Source organism: Pseudomonas syringae, from assembly GCF_000737245.1.
Lineage (GTDB): Bacteria > Pseudomonadota > Gammaproteobacteria > Pseudomonadales > Pseudomonadaceae > Aquipseudomonas > Aquipseudomonas syringae_J.
In genome coordinates this window covers 1-21,264 of the sequence record NZ_JPQU01000057.1, presented here as the reverse complement: position 1 = coordinate 21,264, position 21,264 = coordinate 1, and the positions used below count along the sequence as shown (strand labels likewise).

The window sequence follows — 21,264 nt, the reverse complement described above, 5'->3', positions numbered from 1 at the left end:
CCTTCCCGGCTGAAGCCGGTCCCACAGGGTTAGCAATACCGCGATATCGTTCATCGTCGGCAAGGCGGAGCGCCGCCCCGGTCGCTCCTGCGGACGATCAGCGTGCCCCATGTCACACCGCGCTACCCCTCCACCTGTCCCCACTGCTTGCTCAAACGCTTGTCGGAAACCGGCATTTTGGTGCCCAGTTGTTGAGCGAACAGTGATACGCGGTATTCCTCCAGCCACCAGCGATAGGCGGTCAGTTCCGGGTCGCGTTTGCCTTCCTGGGCGTGTTTGCTGGCGCGCGCCTGGTACTGCGCCCATAAACCGGCCAGCTCGATACTCCAGACCCGGTCCTTCTGGACTTGGCCAGGGAGTTTTTCCAGGCGCATTTCGATGGATTTCAAGTAGCGCGGCAGCTCTTTGAGCCATTGCGCCGGGGTTTCGCGGACGAAGCCCGGATAGACCAGATGGCCCAGCTGCGATTTGATGTCGTTGAGCGCCACGGCTTCGGCCAGGTTGATCTTGCCCTTGAAGCGCTTCTGCAAGCCATGCCACAGCTTGAGGATGTCCAGGGTCAGCTTGGCCAGCCGCTCGGCGTGCTCGGTCCAGGCGCCGCGTTTGCGTTCAGCCAGCGCCAGCAGCCCGGCCCCATCGCGGGGCAGATTGGCCTCGCCTTCCAGCACGCAGCTGTCGAGGCTGGCCAGCAGGATGTCTTCGATCAACGCATCCACCCGGCCCAGCTCGCGGTACAGCAAGGCCAGCTCGGTCTGCCCTGGCAGCTTACTGCGCAGGAACTTGGCCGGTTCTGCCAATTGTTGCAGCAACAGACGCTGCAAGGCGCGGCGATGCTGATATTCGGCTTCGGCAGCGGTGGAGAAGCGCCCTTCCTTGACCGTACCGGCTTCTTCGACCAGCGCCGGGTAGACCGTCATGGACAGGCCGGCGATGTTCTGCTGAGTCTTCTCAGCCACCGGCGCAAAGACTTTCGCTTCCACCGGCTGTTGGCTGCTGGCAGTTTGCGGTACAGCCAACGCGGCTTGGCTGGCCTCGGCAAAACGCGCGGTGAGCTCGTCCAGATCCCGGCCTTCGCCGAGGAACTTGCCGTTGCCGTCGACGATCTCCAGGTTCATCTTCAGATGGCTTTCAAGCTGTTGTGCCGCTTCGGCCCAGGCTTCGTCGCTGACCCGGGCACCGGTCATGCGCAGCAATTCGCGACCCAGTGCCTGAGGCAAGGAGCCTTCGCCAAAGGTAATGCGTTGCAACGCGGCCTTGATGAAGTCTGGCACCGGTACGAAGTTCTTGCGGATCGCCTTGGGCAGGTTGCGCACCAGGGCAATGCATTTGGTTTCCAGCAAGCCCGGGACCAGCCATTCCAGGCGTTCGGCGGGCAGCGAAAGCAACAGCGGAGCAGGCACACGCAGGGTCACGCCATCACGGGGATGGTTAGGCTCGAAGTGATAAGTCAGCGGCAGGGTCAGATCGCCGAGTTTCAGGGTGTCCGGATAATACGCAGCGGTGACTTCGTTGGCCTCGCGAGCCAGCACGTCCTCTTCGCGCATGATCAACAGCTGGGGGTTCTTCTGACTCTCGGTCTTGTACCAGTGGTCAAAAGTCGCCGTCTGATGGATCTCGGCCGGGATCCGCGCTTCATAGAAGCTGTACATAGTGTCTTCGTCGGCCAGGATGTCGCGACGACGGGCCTTGGCCTCCAGCTCGTCGAGGGTTTCCAGCAGTTTGGTGTTGGCACTCAGGCACTTGGCCCGGGAGTTGATTTCGCCGCGCACCAGGCCTTCACGGATGAACAGCTCGCGGGACACTACCGGATCAATCGGGCCGTAATGCACAGGCCGGCGGCCAACCACGATGAGCCCGAACAGGGTGATCTGTTCAAAAGCCACGACTTGGCCGCGCTTCTTCTCCCAATGGGGCTCGAAGTGGTTCTTTTTGATCAGGTGACCAGCCAACGGCTCGATCCAGTCGGAATCGATCTTGGCGACCATCCGTGCATAGAGCTTGGTGGTTTCCACCAGTTCAGCGGTCATCAGCCATTGCGGACGCTTCTTGCCAAGGCCGGATGACGGATGAATCCAGAAACGCCTCTGCCGCGCACCCAGATAATCACCCTCGTCCGCCTTCTGACCGATCTGGCTGAGCAGACCGGAGAGAATCGCCTTGTGAAATTTCGGGTAGTCGGCTGGTTCTATATTGACCGTGAGCTGCAAGTCACGGCAGATCAGGCTCAACTGCCGATGAGCGTCGCGCCATTCACGCAGACGCAGGTAATTGAGGAAGTTGCGGCGACACCAGTTGCGCAATGGGCTGGCTGTCAACACCTGGCGTTGCTCTTCGAACCCGCGCCACAGATTGACCAGCCCGGCGAAGTCCGAGTCGGCGTCTTTCCATTGCGCGTGGGCCTGATCAGCCGCTTGCTGACGCTCCGGTGGACGCTCGCGAGCATCCTGCACGGACATGGCGCTGGCCACGATCAGCACTTCCTGCAAGCTGCCCTGCTTCGCCGCTTCCAGCAACATGCGACCCATGCGCGGATCCACCGGCAAGCGCGCCAGCTGGCGACCCAACGGCGTCAGCTGGTTTTCGCGGTTGACTGCTGATAGCTCCTGCAACAGGTTGAAGCCGTCGCTGATCGCTTTGCCATCCGGCGGCTCGATGAACGGGAAGTCAGTGATCTCGCCCAGGCGCAGGTGCAGCATCTGCAGGATGACCGCAGCCAGGTTGGTACGCAGGATTTCCGGGTCAGTAAACTCCGGACGACCGTTGAAGTCTTCTTCGCTGTACAGCCGCACACACAGCCCAGGTTCGACCCGGCCACAGCGGCCTTTACGCTGGTTGGCGCTGGCTTGGGAGACGGCTTCAATCGGCAGGCGCTGAACCTTGGCGCGGTAGCTGTAACGGCTGATTCGCGCGGTACCGGTGTCAATCACGTAGCGAATGCCGGGCACGGTCAGGGAGGTTTCGGCAACGTTGGTTGCCAGCACCACGCGTCGGCCTGGATGGGACTGGAAAATCCGCTGCTGCTCGGCAGGTGACAGGCGCGCATACAGCGGCAGGATTTCCGTGTGTTTGAGTTGTGCCTTGCGCAGCATTTCAGCGGCGTCGCGGATCTCACGTTCGCCAGGCAGAAAAACCAGCACATCGCCAGGGCTCTTACGCTCGCTGCGTTCGAAAGCAGCCAGCTCGTCGAGGGTGGCAAGAATCGCCTGATCGACAGTCAGGTCGTCTTCGACGCTGTTGCCCTCTTCGTCCTGCTGGGAAGTCAGCGGCCGGTACCAGGTTTCCACCGGGAAGGTGCGACCGGACACTTCAACGATTGGCGCGTCATTGAAGTGCTCGGAGAAGCGCTGCAGGTCGATGGTCGCCGAAGTGATGATGACTTTCAGGTCCGGGCGACGGGGCAGCAGGGTTTTCAGGTAGCCGAGCAGAAAGTCGATGTTCAGGCTGCGTTCATGGGCTTCGTCGACGATGATCGTGTCGTAGCGCTCAAGAAAGCGGTCGTGCTGGGTTTCCGCCAGCAGGATGCCGTCGGTCATCAGTTTAATCAGGGTGCTGCTGTCGCTCTGGTCTTCGAAACGCACCTGATAACCAACCAGCGCGCCCAATGGCGTACCCAACTCTTCTGCCACGCGGCTGCCGACACTACGCGCCGCGATTCTGCGCGGCTGGGTATGGCCGATCAAACCATGTTGCCCGCGGCCGATTTCCAGGCAGATCTTCGGCAACTGGGTGGTTTTACCCGAGCCCGTCTCACCCGCGATGATCAGCACCTGATGCTTGAGCAACGCCTCTTTGATTTCATCACGCTTGGCGGCAATCGGCAGGCTGTCGTCGTAACGAATCACCGGCACGCTGTCACGTCGCGCCGTGACCTGGGCAAACGACGCCTGCACCTTCGCCACCCACTGCGCCAGCTTCGCCTCGTCGGGCTTCTTGCGCAGCTCATGCAACTGGCGCCGCAAGCGATGACGATCGCTGATCATCGCGTGGTCGAGGTTCTTCAGGAGTTGTTCAATCGAGGGCGTTTGATCGGTCATCAGGTGCGCAAGGTCTTTAGATGGGTGCAAAGGCGGGGATTGTCGCAGATCAGCGTAACTTGTGACGACCTTCTGGATGCGACATGAGCGCTTAGAACGAACGCAGGCTAATCAGATGATTGCGCCCCCGAGATAAAAAGACCAAAATATCGCCCCAAATGGAGCACCAAGTCATGCAAAACATTTTGGCTGACGTTGCCGTTAGCGTATCCGAATTGAAAAAAAATCCCTCGGCAGTATTGAACGGCGCTCATGGCTTGCCGGTTGCGGTTCTCAACCACAACAAGGTAATGGGCTACATGGTCCCGGCAGAAATATTCGAAGCCATGATGGAGCGTCTTGATGACCTTGACCTGGCCGACCTGATCAAGACGCGCCAGCATGAAAAGCCAATGCCGGTAGACATTGATGACCTTTAAGCTTGAATTTCTACCATCGGCATTAAAAGAGTGGGAAAAGCTGGGTCATACGATCCGTGACCAGTTGAAAAAGAAGCTTCGAGAGCGACTCAGCTTGCCAAGGATTCCGGCGGATGCTTTGCACGGCATGCCGGACCACTACAAGATCAAACTACGCAGCGCGGGTTACCGACTTGTGTACCGGGTCGAAGATGATCGGGTAGTTGTTACGGTCGTCGCGGTAGGCAAACGAGAGCGTGGCGATGTATACGGATCTGCGAAAAATCGCTGAATGCTGTACTGAAATTGTATAGCTGCGACCCTCTGCAGGAGCCCACTTGTTGGCGAAGCTACGTGGCAAGCGACGTTCATCCGTAGGCTGTACCCACCCTTCGCGAACAAGTTGGCTCCTACAGAAAACAACAAACCCCGCACTCGGCGGGGCTTGGGCCAATAGCGTTGACTACTTCTTCAACCCCAACTTCTTCAATTCTTCATCCCGCAACTCGCGCCGCAGAATCTTGCCGACGTTGGTGGTAGGCAGCGCGTCGCGGAATTCGACGCTGCGAGGCACTTTATAGCCAGTCAGGTTGGCGCGCATGTGGTCCATGACTTGATCCTTGGTCAGGGTCACGCCTGGTTTGACCACGACGAAAATCTTGATGGCCTCGCCGGATTTTTCGTCCGGTACGCCGATGGCCGCGCATTGCAGCACACCAGGCAAGGTCGCCAGCACGTCTTCCAGTTCGTTGGGATACACGTTGAAGCCGGATATCAGAATCATGTCTTTCTTGCGATCGACGATGCGAATGTAGCCATCAGACTGGATCAGCGCGATGTCGCCCGTTTTGAGCCAGCCGTCGGCGTCGAGCATTTCATCGGTGGCTTCCTGACGCTGCCAGTAGCCCTTCATGACTTGCGGGCCTTTGACGCACAGCTCGCCGATTTCACCCAGCGGCAACTCTTCACCGGCGTCATTGATCACTTTGCACAGGGTCGACGGAACCGGGATGCCGATGGTGCCGATCTGAATGTGCTGATTAGGGTTAACGGTGGCGACCGGGCTGGTTTCGGTCATTCCGTAGCCTTCACAGATGGCGCAACCGGTGACTTCCTTCCAGCGTTCGGCGGCCGCCTGTTGCAGGGCCATGCCCCCGGAGAGCGTGACTTTCAGGGACGAGAAGTCCAGATTGCGGAATTCCTGGCTATTACACAGGGCCACGAACAAGGTGTTCAGGCCGACAAAACCGCTGAACTTCCACTTCGAAAGCTCTTTGACCATGGCGGGCAGGTCACGTGGATTGCTGATCAGAATGTTGTGGTTGCCGATCAGCATCATCGCCATGCAATGAAAGGTAAATGCATAAATGTGATAAAGCGGCAGCGGCGTGATGACGATTTCACAGCCTTCATGCAGGTTGGAGCCCATCAGCGCCTTGCACTGCAACATGTTGGCGATCAGGTTACGGTGGGTCAGCATGGCGCCTTTGGCAACGCCCGTGGTCCCGCCGGTGTATTGCAGCACCGCCACATCGTTGCTGGCCGGCGACGCTTCTGTGAACGACTGACCACGGCCCTTGCTCAGCACGTCATTGAACTTGACCGCCGCAGGCAGGTGATAGGCCGGGACCATTTTCTTGACGTACTTGATCACGCTGTTGATCAGCAGGCGCTTGAGCGGTGGCAGCATGTCCGCCACTTCGGTGACGATCACATGCTTGATGCCGGTCTTGGGCAAGACTTTCTCAGCCAGATGCGCCATGTTCGCCAGACATACCAGGGCCTTGGCGCCGGAGTCGTTGAACTGGTGTTCCATTTCCCGCGCGGTGTACAGCGGGTTGGTGTTGACCACGATCAGCCCGGCGCGCATGGCACCGAATACCGCGATAGGGTATTGCAGGACGTTGGGCAACTGCACGGCAATACGGTCGCCGGGTTGCAGATCGGTATGATGCTGGAGCCAGGCGGCAAACGCGGCGGATTGCTCGTACATCTCACCATAAGTGAGGGTCTGACCCAGATTGCTGAAAGCCGGCTTATTGGCGAAACGCTCGCAAGACTGTTTCAATACGGCCTGGACGTTTGGGTATTCGTCAGGATTGATCTCGGCAGCAATGCCGGACGGATACTTGTCCTTCCAGAAGTTTTCAATCATGGAAGCCGGCTCCTCAGCGACAGCGAATTCTTCACATCGCTTATATGCGATGATTTTCTTGTGTTTTGGAATTTTGCGGTAAACGCTTCGTGCTTTATGACAGGGTCAAAAGCGCGCCGAGAGTAGCAGCTTTGCAATAGGCCGCCTAGAGGCAAAGAAGGCCCCTACAGTCACATTGATGACTCAAGAATAGATAGCAGTCACAATTAGAGCTTTAAGCCTATTTGTCGCGAATATGGCTGAAAAGGCTGGGTTAGAGGGCCTCGCTGTCTTACTTTGAAATGCAATCCTGTGGGAGCGGTGCTTGCCCGCGATAAGGACACTGCGGTCTTAAGCAAACCGCGTCCAGCCTCATGGCGGGCAAGCCTCGCTCCCACAGGATCGCATTTCAAGTTGGGAGCGGTTCATCTCAAGCAATATCCCGCAACTCCCTCCTGAGGATCTTGCCCACCGGAGTCATGGGCAACGAGTCGCGCAGCACGATCTGTTTCGGGACTTTGTAGGCGGTAAAGTTGGCTTTGCAGTAGATCTTCAGTTCCTCGACGCTGACGCCGCCTTCACGAGCCACGACAAACAACTTCACCGCCTCCCCTGAACGCTCGTCAGGCACACCGATCACCGCGCAATTGGCGACGCCCGGATGAGCCATGACCACGTCTTCGATTTCATTAGGGTAGACGTTAAAGCCGGAAACGATGATCAGATCTTTCTTGCGGTCCACGATACTGACGAATCCGTCGGCATCGATGACCGCGATGTCGCCGGTCTTGAACCAGCCATCGTTATCCATGGCTTCAGCAGTAGCTTCCGGGCGATTCCAGTAGCCCAGCATGACCTGCGGACCTTTAATGCACAGCTCGCCGCGCTCGCCCAAGGCCAGTTCGTTGCCTTCGTCGTCAATGACTTTCATGGCAGTGCCGGGTACCGGAATCCCCACGGTACCGAGTCGAGATTTGTCGCCATACGGATTGGTGCTCGCCACCGGTGAGGTTTCGGTCAGGCCGTAGCCTTCGACAATTCGGCAGCCGGTGACCTCTTCCCAGCGCTCGGCAGTGGCCTTGACCAATGCGGTGCCGCCGGAATTGGTGCTTTTAAGGCTGGAGAAGTCCAGGGTCTTGAAATCCGGGTGGTTCATCAACGCCACGAACAGGGTGTTGAGACCAATCATCGCCGAGAATCGCCACTTGCCCAGCTCCTTGATGAAGCCGCCGATGTCCCGGGGATTAGTGATCAGAATGTTGTGGTTGCCGCTGACCATCATGCACATGCAGTTCGCGGTGAATGCATAGATGTGATAAAGCGGCAGCGGCGCGACCATGATCTCCTTGCCCTCCTGAAATACCGGGCTGCCGTCAGGGCCGTGTTGCGACATGCAGGCATAAACCTGCTGCATGTTGGCGACCAGATTGCCGTGGCTGAGCATCGCGCCCTTGGCCAGGCCGGTGGTGCCACCGGTATATTGCAGCACGGCCACGCTTTCCAGATTCAGCGGCACATTCTGCACCTGATGACCACGGCCGCCACGCAGCGCGTTTTTGAACAGCGTGGCCTGCGGCAGATCGTAGGCCGGGACCATTTTCTTGACCTTGTCGACGACGGTGTTGATCAGCCAGCCTTTGGCCGCCGATTGCATGTCCCCCATGCGCACTTCGATCAGGTATTGGAGGTTGGTATCGGGCAGTACTTCCTGGACCAGCTTGCCGAACAGGTTGAGATACACCAGCGCCCTTGCGCCGGAGTCCTTGAACTGGTGGCGCATTTCCCGCGCCGTATACAGCGGGTTGGTGTTGACCACGACCAGCCCGGCACGCATGGCGCCGAAGACGGCAATCGGGTATTGCAGCAGGTTGGGCATCTGCACGGCGATACGATCACCGGGCTTGAGTTCGGTGTGCTGCTGCAACCAGGCAGCAAACGCGGCGGAATGGCGATCCAGCTCTGAGTACGTCAGGGTCACCCCCATATTGCTGAACGCTGGTCGGTCGGCAAATTTGCGACAGCTGCGCTCGAACACTTCGACGACCGATTTGTAGGCATCTACATCGATCCCGGGCGTAACCCCTGTCGGTCGTTTGTCGTTCCAGAAGTCAGGTTGCATTTGTTTTTATCCCTCTTACCTGAGACTGTTTTGCCCGCTATATAGAGCGGCGCTTGCCGGACGTTAGCAGCTAACGGCAGGAAGGCAAATATGCCTCGGTGCAACATCATTACCATGAATTACAGAGCTGACCGGGCCGCCATTGGCCATCCGCTATACACTCCAGAAAACGGGCCGTGGCGAGTTGTGCCAGTGAGGCTCAGGGAGTTGTCATGAAACACCAGGCCTTTTGGCTCGACGCCAGTGACCACAGCCGCTTGTTCGTCAACGCCTGGCTGCCCGAGCAGCCGCCCAGAGCCGTGGTCATGCTCGCTCACGGCATGGCTGAGCACAGCGGCCGATACGCGAGGCTGGGAGCCGCGCTCTGTCAGGCAGGCTTTGCTTTATATGCCCACGATCAGCGCGGCCATGGAAAAACAGCTGCGCAGGGTACGCTCGGCCATTTCGCAGACGATCAAGGCTGGAGCAAGGTGGTTGGCGATCTGGCCAGCGTGAATCAGGCCATTGGCCAAAGGCACGCTGAAGCGCCAGTGTTTCTAATGGGCCACAGCATGGGCAGTTATGTCGCCCAGGCTTATCTGATGCATCACGGCGCGGGTTTACAGGGGGCGATTCTCAGTGGTTCGAACTTTCAGCCAGTGGCCCTGTATCGCGGCGCACGCCTGATTGCGCACGCCGAACGGCTGCGGCAAGGCCGGACCAGTCGCAGCCGGCTGATCGAATGGTTGTCGTTCGGTTCGTTCAATAAAGCCTTCAAGCCCGCGCGCACGCCTTTCGACTGGCTGAGCCGGGACACCCATGAAGTCGACTGCTATATGCAGGACCCCCTGTGCGGCTTTCGCTGCACCAACCAATTCTGGGTTGACCTGCTCGGCGGCCTGCAGCAAATCAGTAAGCCGGCGAACCTTGCGCAGATCGATCCGGGGTTGCCGCTGCTGGTCATTGGCGGCGAATGTGATCCGGTGAGTGAGGGCAAGCGTCTGAAGGATCTTGCCGATGCATTGGTCGCCGCGGGCCACCAGATGTTACAACTGAAAGTCTATCCACAGGCGCGGCACGAACTGCTCAACGAAACCAACCGCGATGAAGTCATGCTTCACGTCATCGACTGGCTCGAACAGGCTCTGCAACAGCCCAGACCGCGCCGTGCAGAATAACTGCACTGTTACAATCGTTTACCGCAGCGATGTAAACCTTCTTCAATTGTTCAGGATCACCCATGACACAAGTTACCAGCACCCCTTACGAAGCACTGGAAGTCGGGCAGACCGCCAGTTTCAGCAAAACCGTGGAAGAGCGCGATATCCAGTTGTTCGCGGCGATGTCCGGTGATCACAACCCGGTGCACCTGGATGCCGAATACGCAGCCTCGACCATGTTCAAGGAACGCATCGCCCACGGCATGTTCAGCGGCGCATTGATCAGCGCGGCCGTTGCCTGCGAGCTGCCTGGACCTGGCACTATTTATGTCGGCCAGCAGATGACCTTTCAGAAGGCGGTCAAAATCGGCGACACCCTGACTGTGCGTCTGGAAATCCTCGAGAAACTGCCGAAGTTCCGCGTTCGCATTGCTACCCGTGTATTCAATCAGCGCGAAGAGCTGGTGGTGGACGGCGAAGCCGAAATCATCGCGCCGCGCAAGCAGCAGACCGTGACATTGACCACGCTGCCAGCGATCAGTATCGGTTGATACAAAAGTCAGTAGGAGCTCACGAGCACCGCGAGGCAGCGATGGCGGCCTGTCTGTTACACCGCTATCGCTGCCTCGCGGTGCTCGTGAGCTCCTACAGTGGCGCTTTCACCCATTAGCCTAAATCGGCCACAAAAAAAAGGGCGACCGAAGTCGCCCAAAATGCCTTGCGTGCTCTTTTTATTGGAAGGCCTCTGCCTTATTTGCGTTTTTGCGAGTCCTTCCAAATGAATAGTCCGAAGCCTGCGAAGAACACCAGCATCAGGCCAACGGTTACAACACCAGCCACCACCACATTGTCGAGAAACATAACCGCTCCTCCTGCTCTGTTGTTCCTGTTCGATGGAGCTAGATTAACCAGAGTACGGCGAATGGAAATTGACCCAAATCAATAGCACCGCACGCTCGGTCGGCGAGCGCGCAGATAAATGATTTGGGTCAAGGGTATTGGGGGGAGCAGCACCGTCACTGTGTTGGCAGGACCAGTGGGAGCGAATCCATTCGCGAAAGCTATATTCCAGCCGCCAAATATCTGTGGGATGTACTGGCCTTTTCGCGAATGAATTCGCTCTCACAGGAATGTGACTCCTGCAGGGCAGCCCTAACGCTTCTTCGGCTTTTTCTTCGATTTCTTCTTGCCCGGTTCAAGGGGCATGGCCTGTTCGAAGGCGTTGCGCACTTCGTTGAGGCGTTTGTCGTTCAAATCATGGACCCGCTTGGCGCGCTCGGCACCCAGGTCAATCAGTTTTGCGTCTGTGCTCATGGCCAGCAACTCTCGAACACGTGGAAATTGGGCCAATAATGCGCAATCGCAACAGGCATGACCAGCTTTCTAGACCTGCACATCCACCCAGAGGCCCTGACGAGGCTCTTCGTCCATGAGGGGCACGACGGGCACGGTTTGATCGGCATTCAACGCAACTCCGGGCACAGCAAGGTGCTCAGGCTCATCAGCGCCTTCTTCGCGGCGCCGCTGTTGCTCTTCATGGCGCTGCTGTTCTTCGCGAAGCAGCCAGGCATTGCGTTCCTCCTCTTCATTGCGCAAGTCAATGTTGGTCTCGCTGGAGGTAGCCTGAACAGGTGCAACAGGAGGAATATCAGGGACTTGTTTCGCCGGATCCAATTGCGAGGTCACCGGTACCGCACTCAGGGGAAGCGTCTGGATGAACATGATTTTTATGCTCCTGTTTGAGTGGGTGTCGGCCGCCTGTTCGTCGACTTGACCCTGTAAATGAGAAACTTTCGACTATGTTATTGGCAACTAGTGCCCTATCAGGGCCAATTTGCCGGGAACACGGGACAAAAAGTTGCGTTTTGTCATTGCGCCTTTGGCCTGAGCGATGTGTTCCGTTAACATAGTCGGCTTTTTCACGGCGGGAGACAGGCAGCATGGCGCAGCAGTATCAACCGGGGCAACGCTGGATTAGCGACAGCGAAGCCGAGCTGGGTTTAGGCACCGTTCTGGCACAGGACGGCCGCTTGTTGACCGTGCTCTATCCGGCCACTGGCGACACGCGTCAGTACGCACTGCGAAACGCGCCGCTGACACGCGTGCGTTTTTCTCCAGGCGACGTGATCACTCACTTCGAAAACTGGAAGATGACCGTTCGCGAGGTCGACGATGTCGACGGCCTGCTGGTCTATCACGGCCTCAACGCCCAGAACGAAACGGTCACGCTGCCGGAAACCCAGCTGTCTAACTTCATTCAGTTCCGCCTGGCCACCGACCGCCTCTTCGCCGGACAGATCGACCCGCTGGCCTGGTTCTCCCTGCGCTATCACACCCTTGAACACACCAGCCGCCAGTTGCAGTCCTCCCTGTGGGGCCTGGGTGGCGTGCGTGCCCAACCCATCGCTCACCAGCTGCACATTGCTCGTGAAGTCGCTGACCGTATCGCGCCACGGGTTCTGCTGGCCGACGAAGTAGGTCTGGGTAAAACCATCGAGGCAGGTCTGGTTATCCATCGCCAGCTGCTTTCGGGTCGCGCCAACCGTATCCTGATCCTGGTGCCGGAAAACCTGCAGCACCAATGGCTGGTGGAAATGCGCCGCCGCTTCAACCTTCAGGTTGCCCTGTTCGACGCTGAGCGCTTCATTGAAAGCGATGCCAGCAATCCGTTCGAAGATACCCAGCTCGCCCTGGTGGCTCTGGAATGGCTGGTAGAAGACGAAAAAGCCCAGGACGCGCTGTTTGCCGCGGGCTGGGACCTGATGGTGGTCGACGAGGCTCATCACCTGGTCTGGCATGAAGACAAGGCAAGCCCTGAATACTCGCTGGTCGAGCAACTGGCTGAAGTTATCCCGGGTGTGTTGCTGCTGACCGCAACCCCGGAGCAGCTGGGCCAGGACAGCCACTTCGCACGTCTGCGCCTGCTGGATCCAAACCGTTTCCATGACCTGCATGCCTTCCGCGCCGAAAGCGAAAACTATCGCCCGGTGGCCGAAGCCGTACAGCAATTGCTGGACAAGGGTCGCCTCTCCCCGGAAGCGCACAAGACCATTCATGGCTTCCTGGGTGCCGAAGGCGAAACGCTGCTGGCTGCCGTCAATGATGGCGACGAAGAAGCCAGCGCCCGCCTGATCCGCGAACTGCTCGACCGTCACGGCACTGGCCGCGTACTGTTCCGTAATACCCGTGCCGCCGTACAGGGCTTCCCGGAACGCAAGCTGCACCAGTACCCGCTGCCCTGCCCTGCCGAATATCTGGAACTACCGATTGGCGAACACGCCGACCTGTATCCGGAAGTCAGCTTCCAGGCTCAGCCGGACGCCAGCGAAGAAGAGCGCTGGTGGCGCTTCGACCCGCGTGTCGACTGGCTGATCGATACCCTGAAAATGCTCAAGCGCGTCAAAGTGCTGGTGATCTGCGCCCACGCTGAAACAGCGATGGACCTGGAAGACGCCCTGCGCGTGCGCTCCGGCATCCCGGCTACGGTGTTCCACGAAGGAATGAACATCCTTGAGCGTGACCGCGCTGCAGCCTACTTCGCGGATGAAGAGTTTGGCGCTCAGGTGCTGATCTGCTCGGAAATCGGCAGTGAAGGTCGCAACTTCCAGTTCGCTCACCACCTGGTGCTGTTCGATCTGCCTGCACACCCGGACTTGCTCGAACAGCGTATCGGTCGTCTGGACCGGATTGGCCAGAAACACACCATTGAACTGCATGTACCGTTCCTGGAAACCAGCCCGCAGGCACGGCTGTTCCAGTGGTATCACGAAGCGCTGAACGCCTTCCTCAACACCTGCCCTACCGGGAACGCCCTGCAGCATCAGTTCGGCCCTCGCCTGCTGCCGCTGCTGGAAAGCGGTGATGACGATGAGTGGCAAGTGCTGATCGACGAAGCGCGCTCCGAGCGTGAGCGTCTGGAAAGTGAATTGCACACCGGCCGCGACCGCTTGCTGGAGCTCAACTCCGGCGGCGCTGGCGAAGGCGAAGCGCTGGTTGAGGCGATCCTTGAGCAGGATGACCAGTTCACCCTGCCGATCTACATGGAAACTCTCTTCAATGCGTTCGGCATTGACAGCGAAGACCATTCGGACAACGCCCTGATCCTGCGCCCTAGCGAAAAAATGCTCGACGCCAGCTTCCCGCTGGGCGACGACGAAGGCGTGACCATCACCTACGACCGTAACCTGGCGCTGTCTCGCGAAGACATGCAGTTCATCACCTGGGAACACCCGATGGTGCAAGGCGGGATGGATCTGGTGCTGTCCGGCTCCATGGGCAATACCGCCGTGGCGCTGATCAAGAACAAGGCCCTCAAACCGGGCACCGTGCTGCTTGAGCTGCTGTACGTCAGCGAAGTGGTCGCGCCGCGCTCGTTGCAACTGGGCCGCTATCTGCCGCCTGCCGCCTTGCGCTGCCTGCTTGATGGCAACGGCAACGATCTGTCGGGCCGGGTTTCGTTCACCACACTGAATGACCAGCTGGAAAGCGTGCCCCGAGCCAGCGCCAACAAGTTCATCCAGGCTCAGCGTGACGTGCTCAACCCACAGATAAATGCCGGTGAAGCGAAGATCGCACCGAAACATGCCGAGCGCGTGGCTGAGGCGCAACGTCGTCTGGCGGCTGACACCGAGGAAGAACTGGCCCGCCTGACCGCCCTGCAAGCGGTCAATCCGACGGTACGCGACAGTGAACTGGTCGCACTGCGTGATCAACGTGAACAAGGTCTGGCAATGCTTGATAAAGCAGCGCTGCGCCTGGAAGCGATTCGGGTGTTGGTGGCGGGGTAAGCTGACTTGGCTTGAAACCTCAGCGCCTGAATCGCGGGCAAGCACCGCTCCCACAGAAGGAACGCAATCCTGTGGGAGCGGTGCTTGCCCGCGATAAGGGCTATACGGTTTTGAGCCGTTCCACCATCAAGCCACCGAAACAACCGGCTCACTCGAAACCATCCCCTCCTTCATCCGCAACGCATCCCGACTGAAACACCGCGACGCCAGGTACAAAAATACCAACGTCAGGCCCAGGGCCACCGGTATCAAATACATCGCATCGTGCAGCCCAACCGCCTTGAACGCCTCACTCATCTGCTCTGCCCCCGCCGCAGCCATTGCCGCGTGTGCGAAGTGGTCTGAAAGCAAGCCCACCACCACCGGCCCTAACCCACCACCCAGCAAATACAAACCGGCGAAAAACAGCGCCATCGCCGTCGCCCGCAATCGGGGTTCGACCACATCCTGAATCGCCGTGTACACACAGGTGTAGAAGTTGTACGCAAACAGCCAGCCCAGGCTGAACACCCCAACAAACAAGCCGATCTCGATACGACCCGCGTGCAAGGCATAAGCCGTCGCCAAGGTCGCAACCAGCATGCTGCCAGCGGCAAATAACAAGCGGCCATTGGCAAAGCGCTGATGAAGTTTGTCAGCGACCCAGCCGCCCAGCGTCAGCCCCACCAAACCGGTAACCCCGACGATGATCCCGGTGGCCACTGCCGCCTCCTGCAAGGGCAGCAGGAAATAGCGCTGCAACATCGGCACCATGAATGAATTACAGGCGTAGGTCGCGAAGTTGAAAGTCAGGCCGGCCAATACCAACCAGCCAAAGGTTGGGATCGACAGCACCCGGCGGATGGGGTTTTCGATTTTCTCTTCCGACATCCGCACGCTTTCCGCTGCACCACGCTTGGGTTCGCGGATGAAAAACATGAATACCGCCAGCACGAGCCCCGGTATCGCAGCGATAAAGAACGGCGCACGCCAGCTGTCGAACGCCTGGACCATTGCACCAATGGTGAAGAAAGCCAATAACAAGCCCAGCGGCAGGCCCAGCATGAAAATACCCATGGCCCGGGCTCGTCGATGAGCCGGAAACAGATCTCCGATCAGTGAATTTGCCGCCGGTGCATAACTGGCCTCGCCGATGCCAACGCCCATGCGCACCAGCAAGAATGTCCAGAAACTGCCTGCCAATCCGTTGATCGCTGTCAGCGCGCTCCACACCGCCAGGCCCCAACCCATGATTTTCTTACGCGAGCCGTTATCGGCCATACGCCCCAGCGGCAAACCGGCGACGGCATAGACGAGCGTGAAAGCGGTGCCAATGATCCCTAATTGAAAGTCGCTCAGGTGCCATTCCTTGCGAATGGGTTCGATGATGATGGCCGGAATAGTGCGGTCGAAGAAATTGAACAGATTGGCCAGAAACAGCAGAAACAGAACGCGCCAAGCGTTCGAGGCCTGAGGTGAAGGGGTCGGCGAGCTGTGCATGTAAGGCTCCCTGCTTTTATTGTTATGAGCAAAGCATTGGCAGGCTAGGACGGGTTTACGGGTTTGTCGCTGAACATCATCGATGCAAATGACCGGATATGGGTAACTGTGCGGCTACCCGGTAACCGATTGCATCCATATGTTTTCCAGGTAGGAGCTCACGAGCAACGCGAGGCAGCGATGGCGGTGTATCAGACAGATCACTATCGCTGCCTCGCGTTGCTCGTGAGCTTCTACAGGCCATGCACTGTTCCTTTATAACCAATGGTTATTGACTCAATTCCAAATCGATTGGACCACCGACGCCATTACTACTGGCACCCATTTTTCAGCTCCTATACTCAGCTCGTTTCGCCACAGTTCTGGTGGCCAACCCTGGTAGTGAATATATAGGGCTTGCTATGGAATGGCTGGGTTTGAATCTGTTGTCCGGGCCGCCGCCCGAGGGAATGCTGCTCCTCGATTGCATGCACAACATGTTCCTCATGGCCCTGTCATACGGGGTCATTTGCGCTGCCTGTTTTGCGACGCTGGATATCGGCGAACGGATCATCCATGTCGAGAATCAGAAAAGCCGGCAACGCTGGCAGGTGCTGGGTGCGCTGTGCCTGGCGGGTGGTGTGTGGGCCATGCATTTCATCGGGATGCTGGCGTTTGAAACGCCCATCGCTATCAGGTACGACCTGCCTGTCACGGTCGCATCGCTTTTGATTGCAGCGGTATCGGGTGCCTTCGCCATTCGGGCCATCAGCCAGGAAGTGCTCGGTCCTGGCCAGTGGTTGCTCAGCGCCGTCGGCATCGGCCTGGGTGTCGGCGTGATGCACTACGTCGGGATGTCGGCATTGCGCTCCCCGGCTATCCAGTACTACCAGCCTGGCCCTTTTGGTCTGTCGATCCTCATGGCGATTCTCTGCGGTGCGGTGTTCTTGTTGCTGCCGGGTTATTTGCGCCAGGGCAGCGGCCCCTTCCACCAAATGCTCAAGTACGGCGCCAGCATGTTGCTGGGTGCAGGGCTGCTCGGCACCCATATGATGGGCATGTGGTCGCTGAATCTGGTGCTGCCTTTCAACACACCTCTGCAGTCCGAAGACCCCGGGAACGGCCTGCAACTGGGGCTGACCATCGCGATCATTTCACTGCTGATCATCGGCGGCAGCATCAGCGCTTCAATGGCTGACAAGAAGCTGCAAAGCAAGGAACACGATCTGCGCAGGGTCAATGCACTGCTCAGCCAGCTGGACCAGGCGCGGATGTCACTGCAGCAAGTAGCGCATTACGATGCCCTGACCAATTTGATGAATCGTCGCGGCTTCAATCAGATCTTTGCCGAGAAGCTGACTGAACATACGACCAGCCAAGGCATGATGGCGGTGATGTTCCTCGACATCGATCACTTCAAACGCATCAACGACAGCCTGGGCCATGACGCTGGTGATGATCTGCTCAAAGCCATTGCCGAGCGGATTCGCAGCGCCACCCGTGCCGATGACGTAGTGGCCCGCTTCGGTGGCGATGAATTCTGCATTCTTATCAGCCTGCATAACTATGACGAAGCCGAGCATCTGGCCAGTCGGATCATGTCGAGAATGAAAGAGCCCATCGCCCTGGCCAGCCGTCACATGGTCATGACCACCAGCATCGGCATCAGTATTTACCCTCAGGATGGCCAGACCTGCGACGAGCTGCTAAAACACGCGGATCTGGCGCTCTATCAATCCAAAGGCAACGGGCGCAACCGGGTGCATTTTTTCAGCTCCAATCTCAAGACCAAAGCCAGCCTGGAACTGCAACTGGAGGAAGAGCTACGCAACGCCCTGCAGCAAGACACTCAACTGCAGGTCTATTATCAACCCATTGTCGAGATCCGAACCGGCCAGGTTGCCAAGCTAGAGGCGCTAGTACGCTGGGAACACCCGCAGCATGGATTACTGACGCCAGACCGGTTCATTGATATCGCCGAAACCAACGGTTTGATTGCAGCCCTGGATAATTGGGTGCTGCGTCGTGCCTGCCGTGATCTCAGCCTGCTCAGCGGTGAAGGACTGGAGAACTTGATCATTGCGGTGAACTGCTCGGCCCTGAACCTGACCCGTGACGATCTTATCGACGACATCCAGGCGGCCCTGAAAGACGCTAACGTGTCAGCGCGACGCTTGGAGCTGGAAGTCACCGAGAACGCGCTGATGGGCAACATCAGCAACACCATCGGGCTGCTGAAGCAGATCCGCAGCCTCGGAGTTTCGTTATCCATCGACGACTTCGGCACCGGCTATTCGTCCCTGGCCTACCTCAAACGGCTGCCGCTAGACACACTGAAGATTGATCGCTCATTCATCGTCGATACCCCGCGCTCCCCTCAGGACATGGAAATTGTGCAAGCCATTATCGTCATGGCCCACACTCTGCACTTGAAGGTGGTCACCGAAGGGGTGGAGACCTCACAACAGAAAGAGTATCTGACTCAGTACGGCAGCGATTATCTGCAAGGCTATCTGATCAGCAGACCCCTGCCGATTGAGCACATATTGCCGGTGCTACTCAAGCTTAACCAGCGTAACGATGTCACCCCGAGCCCCTCTAACACCGACCAGCACAATACCGTACCCAGAAAATGGCTACAGGGGCCCGCGCACTAATCTGAATTAGCCGAATGAGGCAACAAAGTGCTCTTCAGGCCCAACTAAATAATCGCGAGTCATTAAAGAATCCCCCGTTCCTGCCGATCCGTTAAATGGACCGGACTGAAAGTGCCCTTGTCATGGATAGCGGCTTCCCTGCTAAGCCTGAAAAAGTGGCCTTTAAAGTCGTAATTCTCTTTCCGCGATGGCGCGATAACCCACTGCATTGCTGCCTCGCTCAGGCTAATGGCGCACGATGACCAATAATAATGATTCTACTGGTGCGATATCCGGACGATTGACGGCAGCCGTTGCTGAAAAGACCGCAGGCCTCCCCAATCCCACCTATCGGCCCAAGCCAATCCCCGCTCAGCAGTACATGTATTTCACTGAAACTGACACCGACCGTATTTTGGATAATCTCGACGGTCTGCGTGATACGGTTTTCCCGCAATCGATTCATACCGAAGACAACGTCCTGCGCAGCGAACAACAGTTCCCGTCGGTATGCCTGATCGGCCTGGGTCGCTGCGGTTCGAACATTGCCCTCGATGTTGCCGAACTGGTCTACAACGCGCGCAAGTTCTATCTCAATCAGTTCGAGAGTGAAGATCGTCTAAGCGAAGATAAACGCTACAGCCCGGTCCGCTGGATCCGTAACAACCTGCGACTGGTGCATAACAAGGCGAGCAAGCCTGTCTTCCTGGTCGAGCCACTGGTCATGCTCGGCGACCTGGACAAGGACATCGCCGGTCGCATCCGCTTTTCACGCAAAGGCGAGAAAAGCGGCTTTATCAACGACTACAGCAAAATGAAGATCATGGACCTTTCAGAAGTCCATGCCGGAGGTGCGGGTAACGCCCCGATCCTCGGTCAGTATCTGGCCAAGATCATCCTGAACAAGGACACCAACCATTTCTCCAGCGTTGACTGGAAACTGATCCACTCGTATCTGATCGACTCGTGCGGCATCAAGGCCAACCAGTCACGCCTGTATTTCTACATCTTCAGTGCGGGTGGCGGTACCGGTTCGGGCATGGCCTCGGAGTTCGGCCTGGCGCAGCAGTTCTCGTACATGAACAAGACCTTCGACACCAAGCCAGCTGACGAAAACGACAATAAGCGCGGCCGGTCGTTTGTATTCGAGCCAATCTTCACCAGCGGCATTTGCGTACTGCCGAACATTTCCGATCACCGCAGCGAAATGTCCGAAGCCTTGCACATCAACGCCGGTCGATTGCTGTGCAAGTATCTAGCGGAAGAATGGGATTTTTCATACAACTTCGAGAATGAAGACAGCAGCGAAGCCAGCGTCATGGGCCGTATCCGCCCATGGAACGCCATGATGCTGATCTCCAACGACATCATGCGCTACGCAGAAGCGAGCGATGACGGCAATATCGACAACATCGACGTGAACTCCATGGAGCGTCACGCCAATCAGTACATTTCGCAGCAGATCTTTAACATCCTCACTGCGCAGGCGGTGACGACTGACTACGATCAGAACTACTTTCGACGCGCAGGCATTGATATCGGCGAAACGATCCGCCTGGACGCGAACGACCTGTTCATGAGTCTCGCAGGGCCTGTAGCGATTGCCTACGCCGAATCTGTCGTACCGGAAACCCCGGCGCCAGGCTCGGACAAGTTCAAGGTGTTCGAGAAGGAACCGCCACGCCTGAACATCGATGACCTGTTCTTCCGCTCGATTGATCTACCGCACTTCAACAAAGTCACCCAGGCCATTGAAGGCATCAGCCTGCTGCCGATAGAGTCCAAGCGCTATCGCGCCGCGCTGGATCAGTACAAAACCTCGGGCTACGACGCCGCTGCACTTCACGACCTGCATTTCTTCAAGAACTGCTCGTCGGTAGTGTCCATCGTCTCGCTCCCCAAGGACTACAAGCTGTCCTACATGGACTTGAACCGCCTCAAGACACATCTGAACAGCCTGTTCCCCAATACGACACTCAAGCGCTACGCACTGGTGATCGGCGCTTCAGCCAACTTGTCGCTGACCACGCTTATCGCGAAAAGTCCGTGTCTTTCGGATGACTTCCTGACCTTGATCGTGGCCTTCATCAAACGATGCTTCGCGAAAAACCAGTTCCGTTTCGACGACACCCTGGACAGCGCGATTCTGGACTTCATCGTCAGCGAAGAATTTGATGAAGACCGCGTCGATGAGTTGCTGAATGAATACGAAAACCCGGCAAAGATTCTCGATACCAACTGGTATGCGATCAAGCCAATGTACGAGAAGAAGTACCGCGAGTTGATCGAAGACAAATCCAAGTTTGTCTCCATCAATGACATCCGCATCTCCCGCGAGAGCGTGAAAAAGGCCGTCAAATACCTGCGCGAAATTTATCGTCATCGCATCGGCAAGACCCGGGTTATTTCACTGAATCAACATACGGGCAAGACGGATTACAGCGTCAAGTAGGCTAGTTATTTATGACGTGGGACCGGCTTTAGCCGGGAAGAGGCCGGTAGAGTCGCTACATCTTCATCGCCGGGAATGCCGCCTTCCCGGCTATAGCCGGTCCCACG

14 protein-coding genes are annotated in these 21,264 nt (G+C 57.7%); 7 read left to right on the top strand and 7 right to left on the bottom strand.

The window, feature by feature from the left end; all coding sequences use genetic code 11:
• Nucleotides 1–122: 122 nt before the first annotated feature.
• A complete protein-coding gene (gene hrpA / locus IV01_RS05950) occupies nt 123–4,034 on the bottom strand; it encodes an ATP-dependent RNA helicase HrpA (protein WP_032630492.1) in 3,912 nt (1,303 codons plus the stop codon).
• Nucleotides 4,035–4,207: 173 nt separating this feature from the next.
• On the opposite strand from hrpA, the gene IV01_RS05955 reads away from it, so the two are divergent.
• On the top strand, nt 4,208–4,453 hold the full coding sequence (locus tag IV01_RS05955) for a type II toxin-antitoxin system Phd/YefM family antitoxin (RefSeq protein WP_032630491.1): 246 nt from the start codon (nt 4,208–4,210) through the stop codon (nt 4,451–4,453).
• Nucleotides 4,443–4,724, top strand: a complete 282-nt coding sequence (locus tag IV01_RS05960; protein WP_032630490.1) for a type II toxin-antitoxin system RelE family toxin — start codon at nt 4,443–4,445, stop codon at nt 4,722–4,724. Before IV01_RS05955 ends, IV01_RS05960 begins: the two co-directional genes overlap by 11 nt.
• A gap of 171 nt (nt 4,725–4,895) precedes the next feature.
• On the opposite strand, the gene fadD1 is transcribed toward IV01_RS05960, so the two are convergent.
• Both fadD1 and fadD2 read right to left on the bottom strand, forming a co-directional pair.
• Nucleotides 4,896–6,587, bottom strand: coding sequence for a long-chain-fatty-acid--CoA ligase FadD1 (fadD1, locus tag IV01_RS05965; RefSeq protein ID WP_032630489.1), 1,692 nt, complete (start codon nt 6,585–6,587; stop codon nt 4,896–4,898).
• 409 nt (nt 6,588–6,996) lie between these two features.
• The gene (fadD2, locus tag IV01_RS05970; RefSeq protein ID WP_032630488.1) at nt 6,997–8,685 is read right to left on the bottom strand and encodes a long-chain-fatty-acid--CoA ligase FadD2; all 1,689 of its coding nucleotides are present in this window, start codon (nt 8,683–8,685) and stop codon (nt 6,997–6,999) included.
• 212 nt (nt 8,686–8,897) lie between these two features.
• Here fadD2 and IV01_RS05975 point away from each other — a divergent pair, with 212 nt between their 5' ends.
• Nucleotides 8,898–9,842: an alpha/beta hydrolase gene (locus IV01_RS05975; RefSeq protein WP_032630487.1), complete on the top strand. Its 945-nt coding sequence runs from the start codon at nt 8,898–8,900 to the stop codon at nt 9,840–9,842.
• Between the two features lie 62 nt (nt 9,843–9,904).
• Nucleotides 9,905–10,375, top strand: a complete 471-nt coding sequence (locus IV01_RS05980) for a MaoC family dehydratase (RefSeq protein ID WP_032630486.1) — start codon at nt 9,905–9,907, stop codon at nt 10,373–10,375.
• Between the two features lie 199 nt (nt 10,376–10,574).
• Here the strand turns inward: IV01_RS05980 and ccoM are convergent, their stop codons facing one another.
• The 3 genes from ccoM to IV01_RS05990 all read right to left on the bottom strand — a co-directional run bounded on the left by ccoM (nt 10,575) and on the right by IV01_RS05990 (nt 11,546).
• The gene (ccoM, locus tag IV01_RS27305; RefSeq protein WP_025261439.1) at nt 10,575–10,685 is read right to left on the bottom strand and encodes a cytochrome c oxidase subunit CcoM; all 111 of its coding nucleotides are present in this window, start codon (nt 10,683–10,685) and stop codon (nt 10,575–10,577) included.
• A gap of 291 nt (nt 10,686–10,976) precedes the next feature.
• Entirely contained in the window at nt 10,977–11,138 is a 162-nt protein-coding gene (locus tag IV01_RS0125405) for a hypothetical protein (RefSeq protein WP_032630485.1), read from the bottom strand.
• A gap of 69 nt (nt 11,139–11,207) precedes the next feature.
• Complete coding sequence (locus IV01_RS05990) at nt 11,208–11,546, bottom strand: hypothetical protein (RefSeq protein WP_032630484.1); 339 nt, start codon at nt 11,544–11,546, stop codon at nt 11,208–11,210.
• Nucleotides 11,547–11,764: 218 nt separating this feature from the next.
• Between IV01_RS05990 and rapA the strand changes: the two genes are divergently transcribed.
• Nucleotides 11,765–14,611, top strand: coding sequence for an RNA polymerase-associated protein RapA (gene rapA, locus IV01_RS05995; RefSeq protein ID WP_032630483.1), 2,847 nt, complete (start codon nt 11,765–11,767; stop codon nt 14,609–14,611).
• Between the two features lie 126 nt (nt 14,612–14,737).
• Here the strand turns inward: rapA and IV01_RS06000 are convergent, their stop codons facing one another.
• Nucleotides 14,738–16,090 carry a spinster family MFS transporter gene (locus IV01_RS06000; RefSeq protein WP_032630482.1) on the bottom strand — a complete coding sequence of 451 codons (1,353 nt, stop codon included), beginning with the start codon at nt 16,088–16,090 and terminating at the stop codon, nt 14,738–14,740.
• Between the two features lie 401 nt (nt 16,091–16,491).
• Here IV01_RS06000 and IV01_RS0125400 point away from each other — a divergent pair, with 401 nt between their 5' ends.
• Both IV01_RS0125400 and IV01_RS06005 read left to right on the top strand, forming a co-directional pair.
• On the top strand, nt 16,492–18,726 hold the full coding sequence (locus tag IV01_RS0125400) for a putative bifunctional diguanylate cyclase/phosphodiesterase (protein ID WP_080290373.1): 2,235 nt from the start codon (nt 16,492–16,494) through the stop codon (nt 18,724–18,726).
• Nucleotides 18,727–19,087: 361 nt separating this feature from the next.
• Nucleotides 19,088–21,157 (top strand): hypothetical protein, encoded by a 2,070-nt coding sequence (locus tag IV01_RS06005; protein WP_418903549.1) that lies wholly within the window; start codon nt 19,088–19,090, stop codon nt 21,155–21,157.
• The last annotated feature ends 107 nt before the right edge of the window (nt 21,158–21,264 follow it).

Coding starts and splice junctions, on each gene's coding strand:
- hrpA (WP_032630492.1), bottom strand. CDS start 4,034: ATGACCGATCAAACGCCCTCGATTGAACAACTCCTGAAGAACCTCGAC.
- IV01_RS05955 (WP_032630491.1), top strand. CDS start 4,208: ATGCAAAACATTTTGGCTGACGTTGCCGTTAGCGTATCCGAATTGAAA.
- IV01_RS05960 (WP_032630490.1), top strand. CDS start 4,443: ATGACCTTTAAGCTTGAATTTCTACCATCGGCATTAAAAGAGTGGGAA.
- fadD1 (WP_032630489.1), bottom strand. CDS start 6,587: ATGATTGAAAACTTCTGGAAGGACAAGTATCCGTCCGGCATTGCTGCC.
- fadD2 (WP_032630488.1), bottom strand. CDS start 8,685: ATGCAACCTGACTTCTGGAACGACAAACGACCGACAGGGGTTACGCCC.
- IV01_RS05975 (WP_032630487.1), top strand. CDS start 8,898: ATGAAACACCAGGCCTTTTGGCTCGACGCCAGTGACCACAGCCGCTTG.
- IV01_RS05980 (WP_032630486.1), top strand. CDS start 9,905: ATGACACAAGTTACCAGCACCCCTTACGAAGCACTGGAAGTCGGGCAG.
- ccoM (WP_025261439.1), bottom strand. CDS start 10,685: ATGTTTCTCGACAATGTGGTGGTGGCTGGTGTTGTAACCGTTGGCCTG.
- IV01_RS0125405 (WP_032630485.1), bottom strand. CDS start 11,138: ATGAGCACAGACGCAAAACTGATTGACCTGGGTGCCGAGCGCGCCAAG.
- IV01_RS05990 (WP_032630484.1), bottom strand. CDS start 11,546: ATGTTCATCCAGACGCTTCCCCTGAGTGCGGTACCGGTGACCTCGCAA.
- rapA (WP_032630483.1), top strand. CDS start 11,765: ATGGCGCAGCAGTATCAACCGGGGCAACGCTGGATTAGCGACAGCGAA.
- IV01_RS06000 (WP_032630482.1), bottom strand. CDS start 16,090: ATGCACAGCTCGCCGACCCCTTCACCTCAGGCCTCGAACGCTTGGCGC.
- IV01_RS0125400 (WP_080290373.1), top strand. CDS start 16,492: ATGGAATGGCTGGGTTTGAATCTGTTGTCCGGGCCGCCGCCCGAGGGA.
- IV01_RS06005 (WP_418903549.1), top strand. CDS start 19,088: ATGTATTTCACTGAAACTGACACCGACCGTATTTTGGATAATCTCGAC.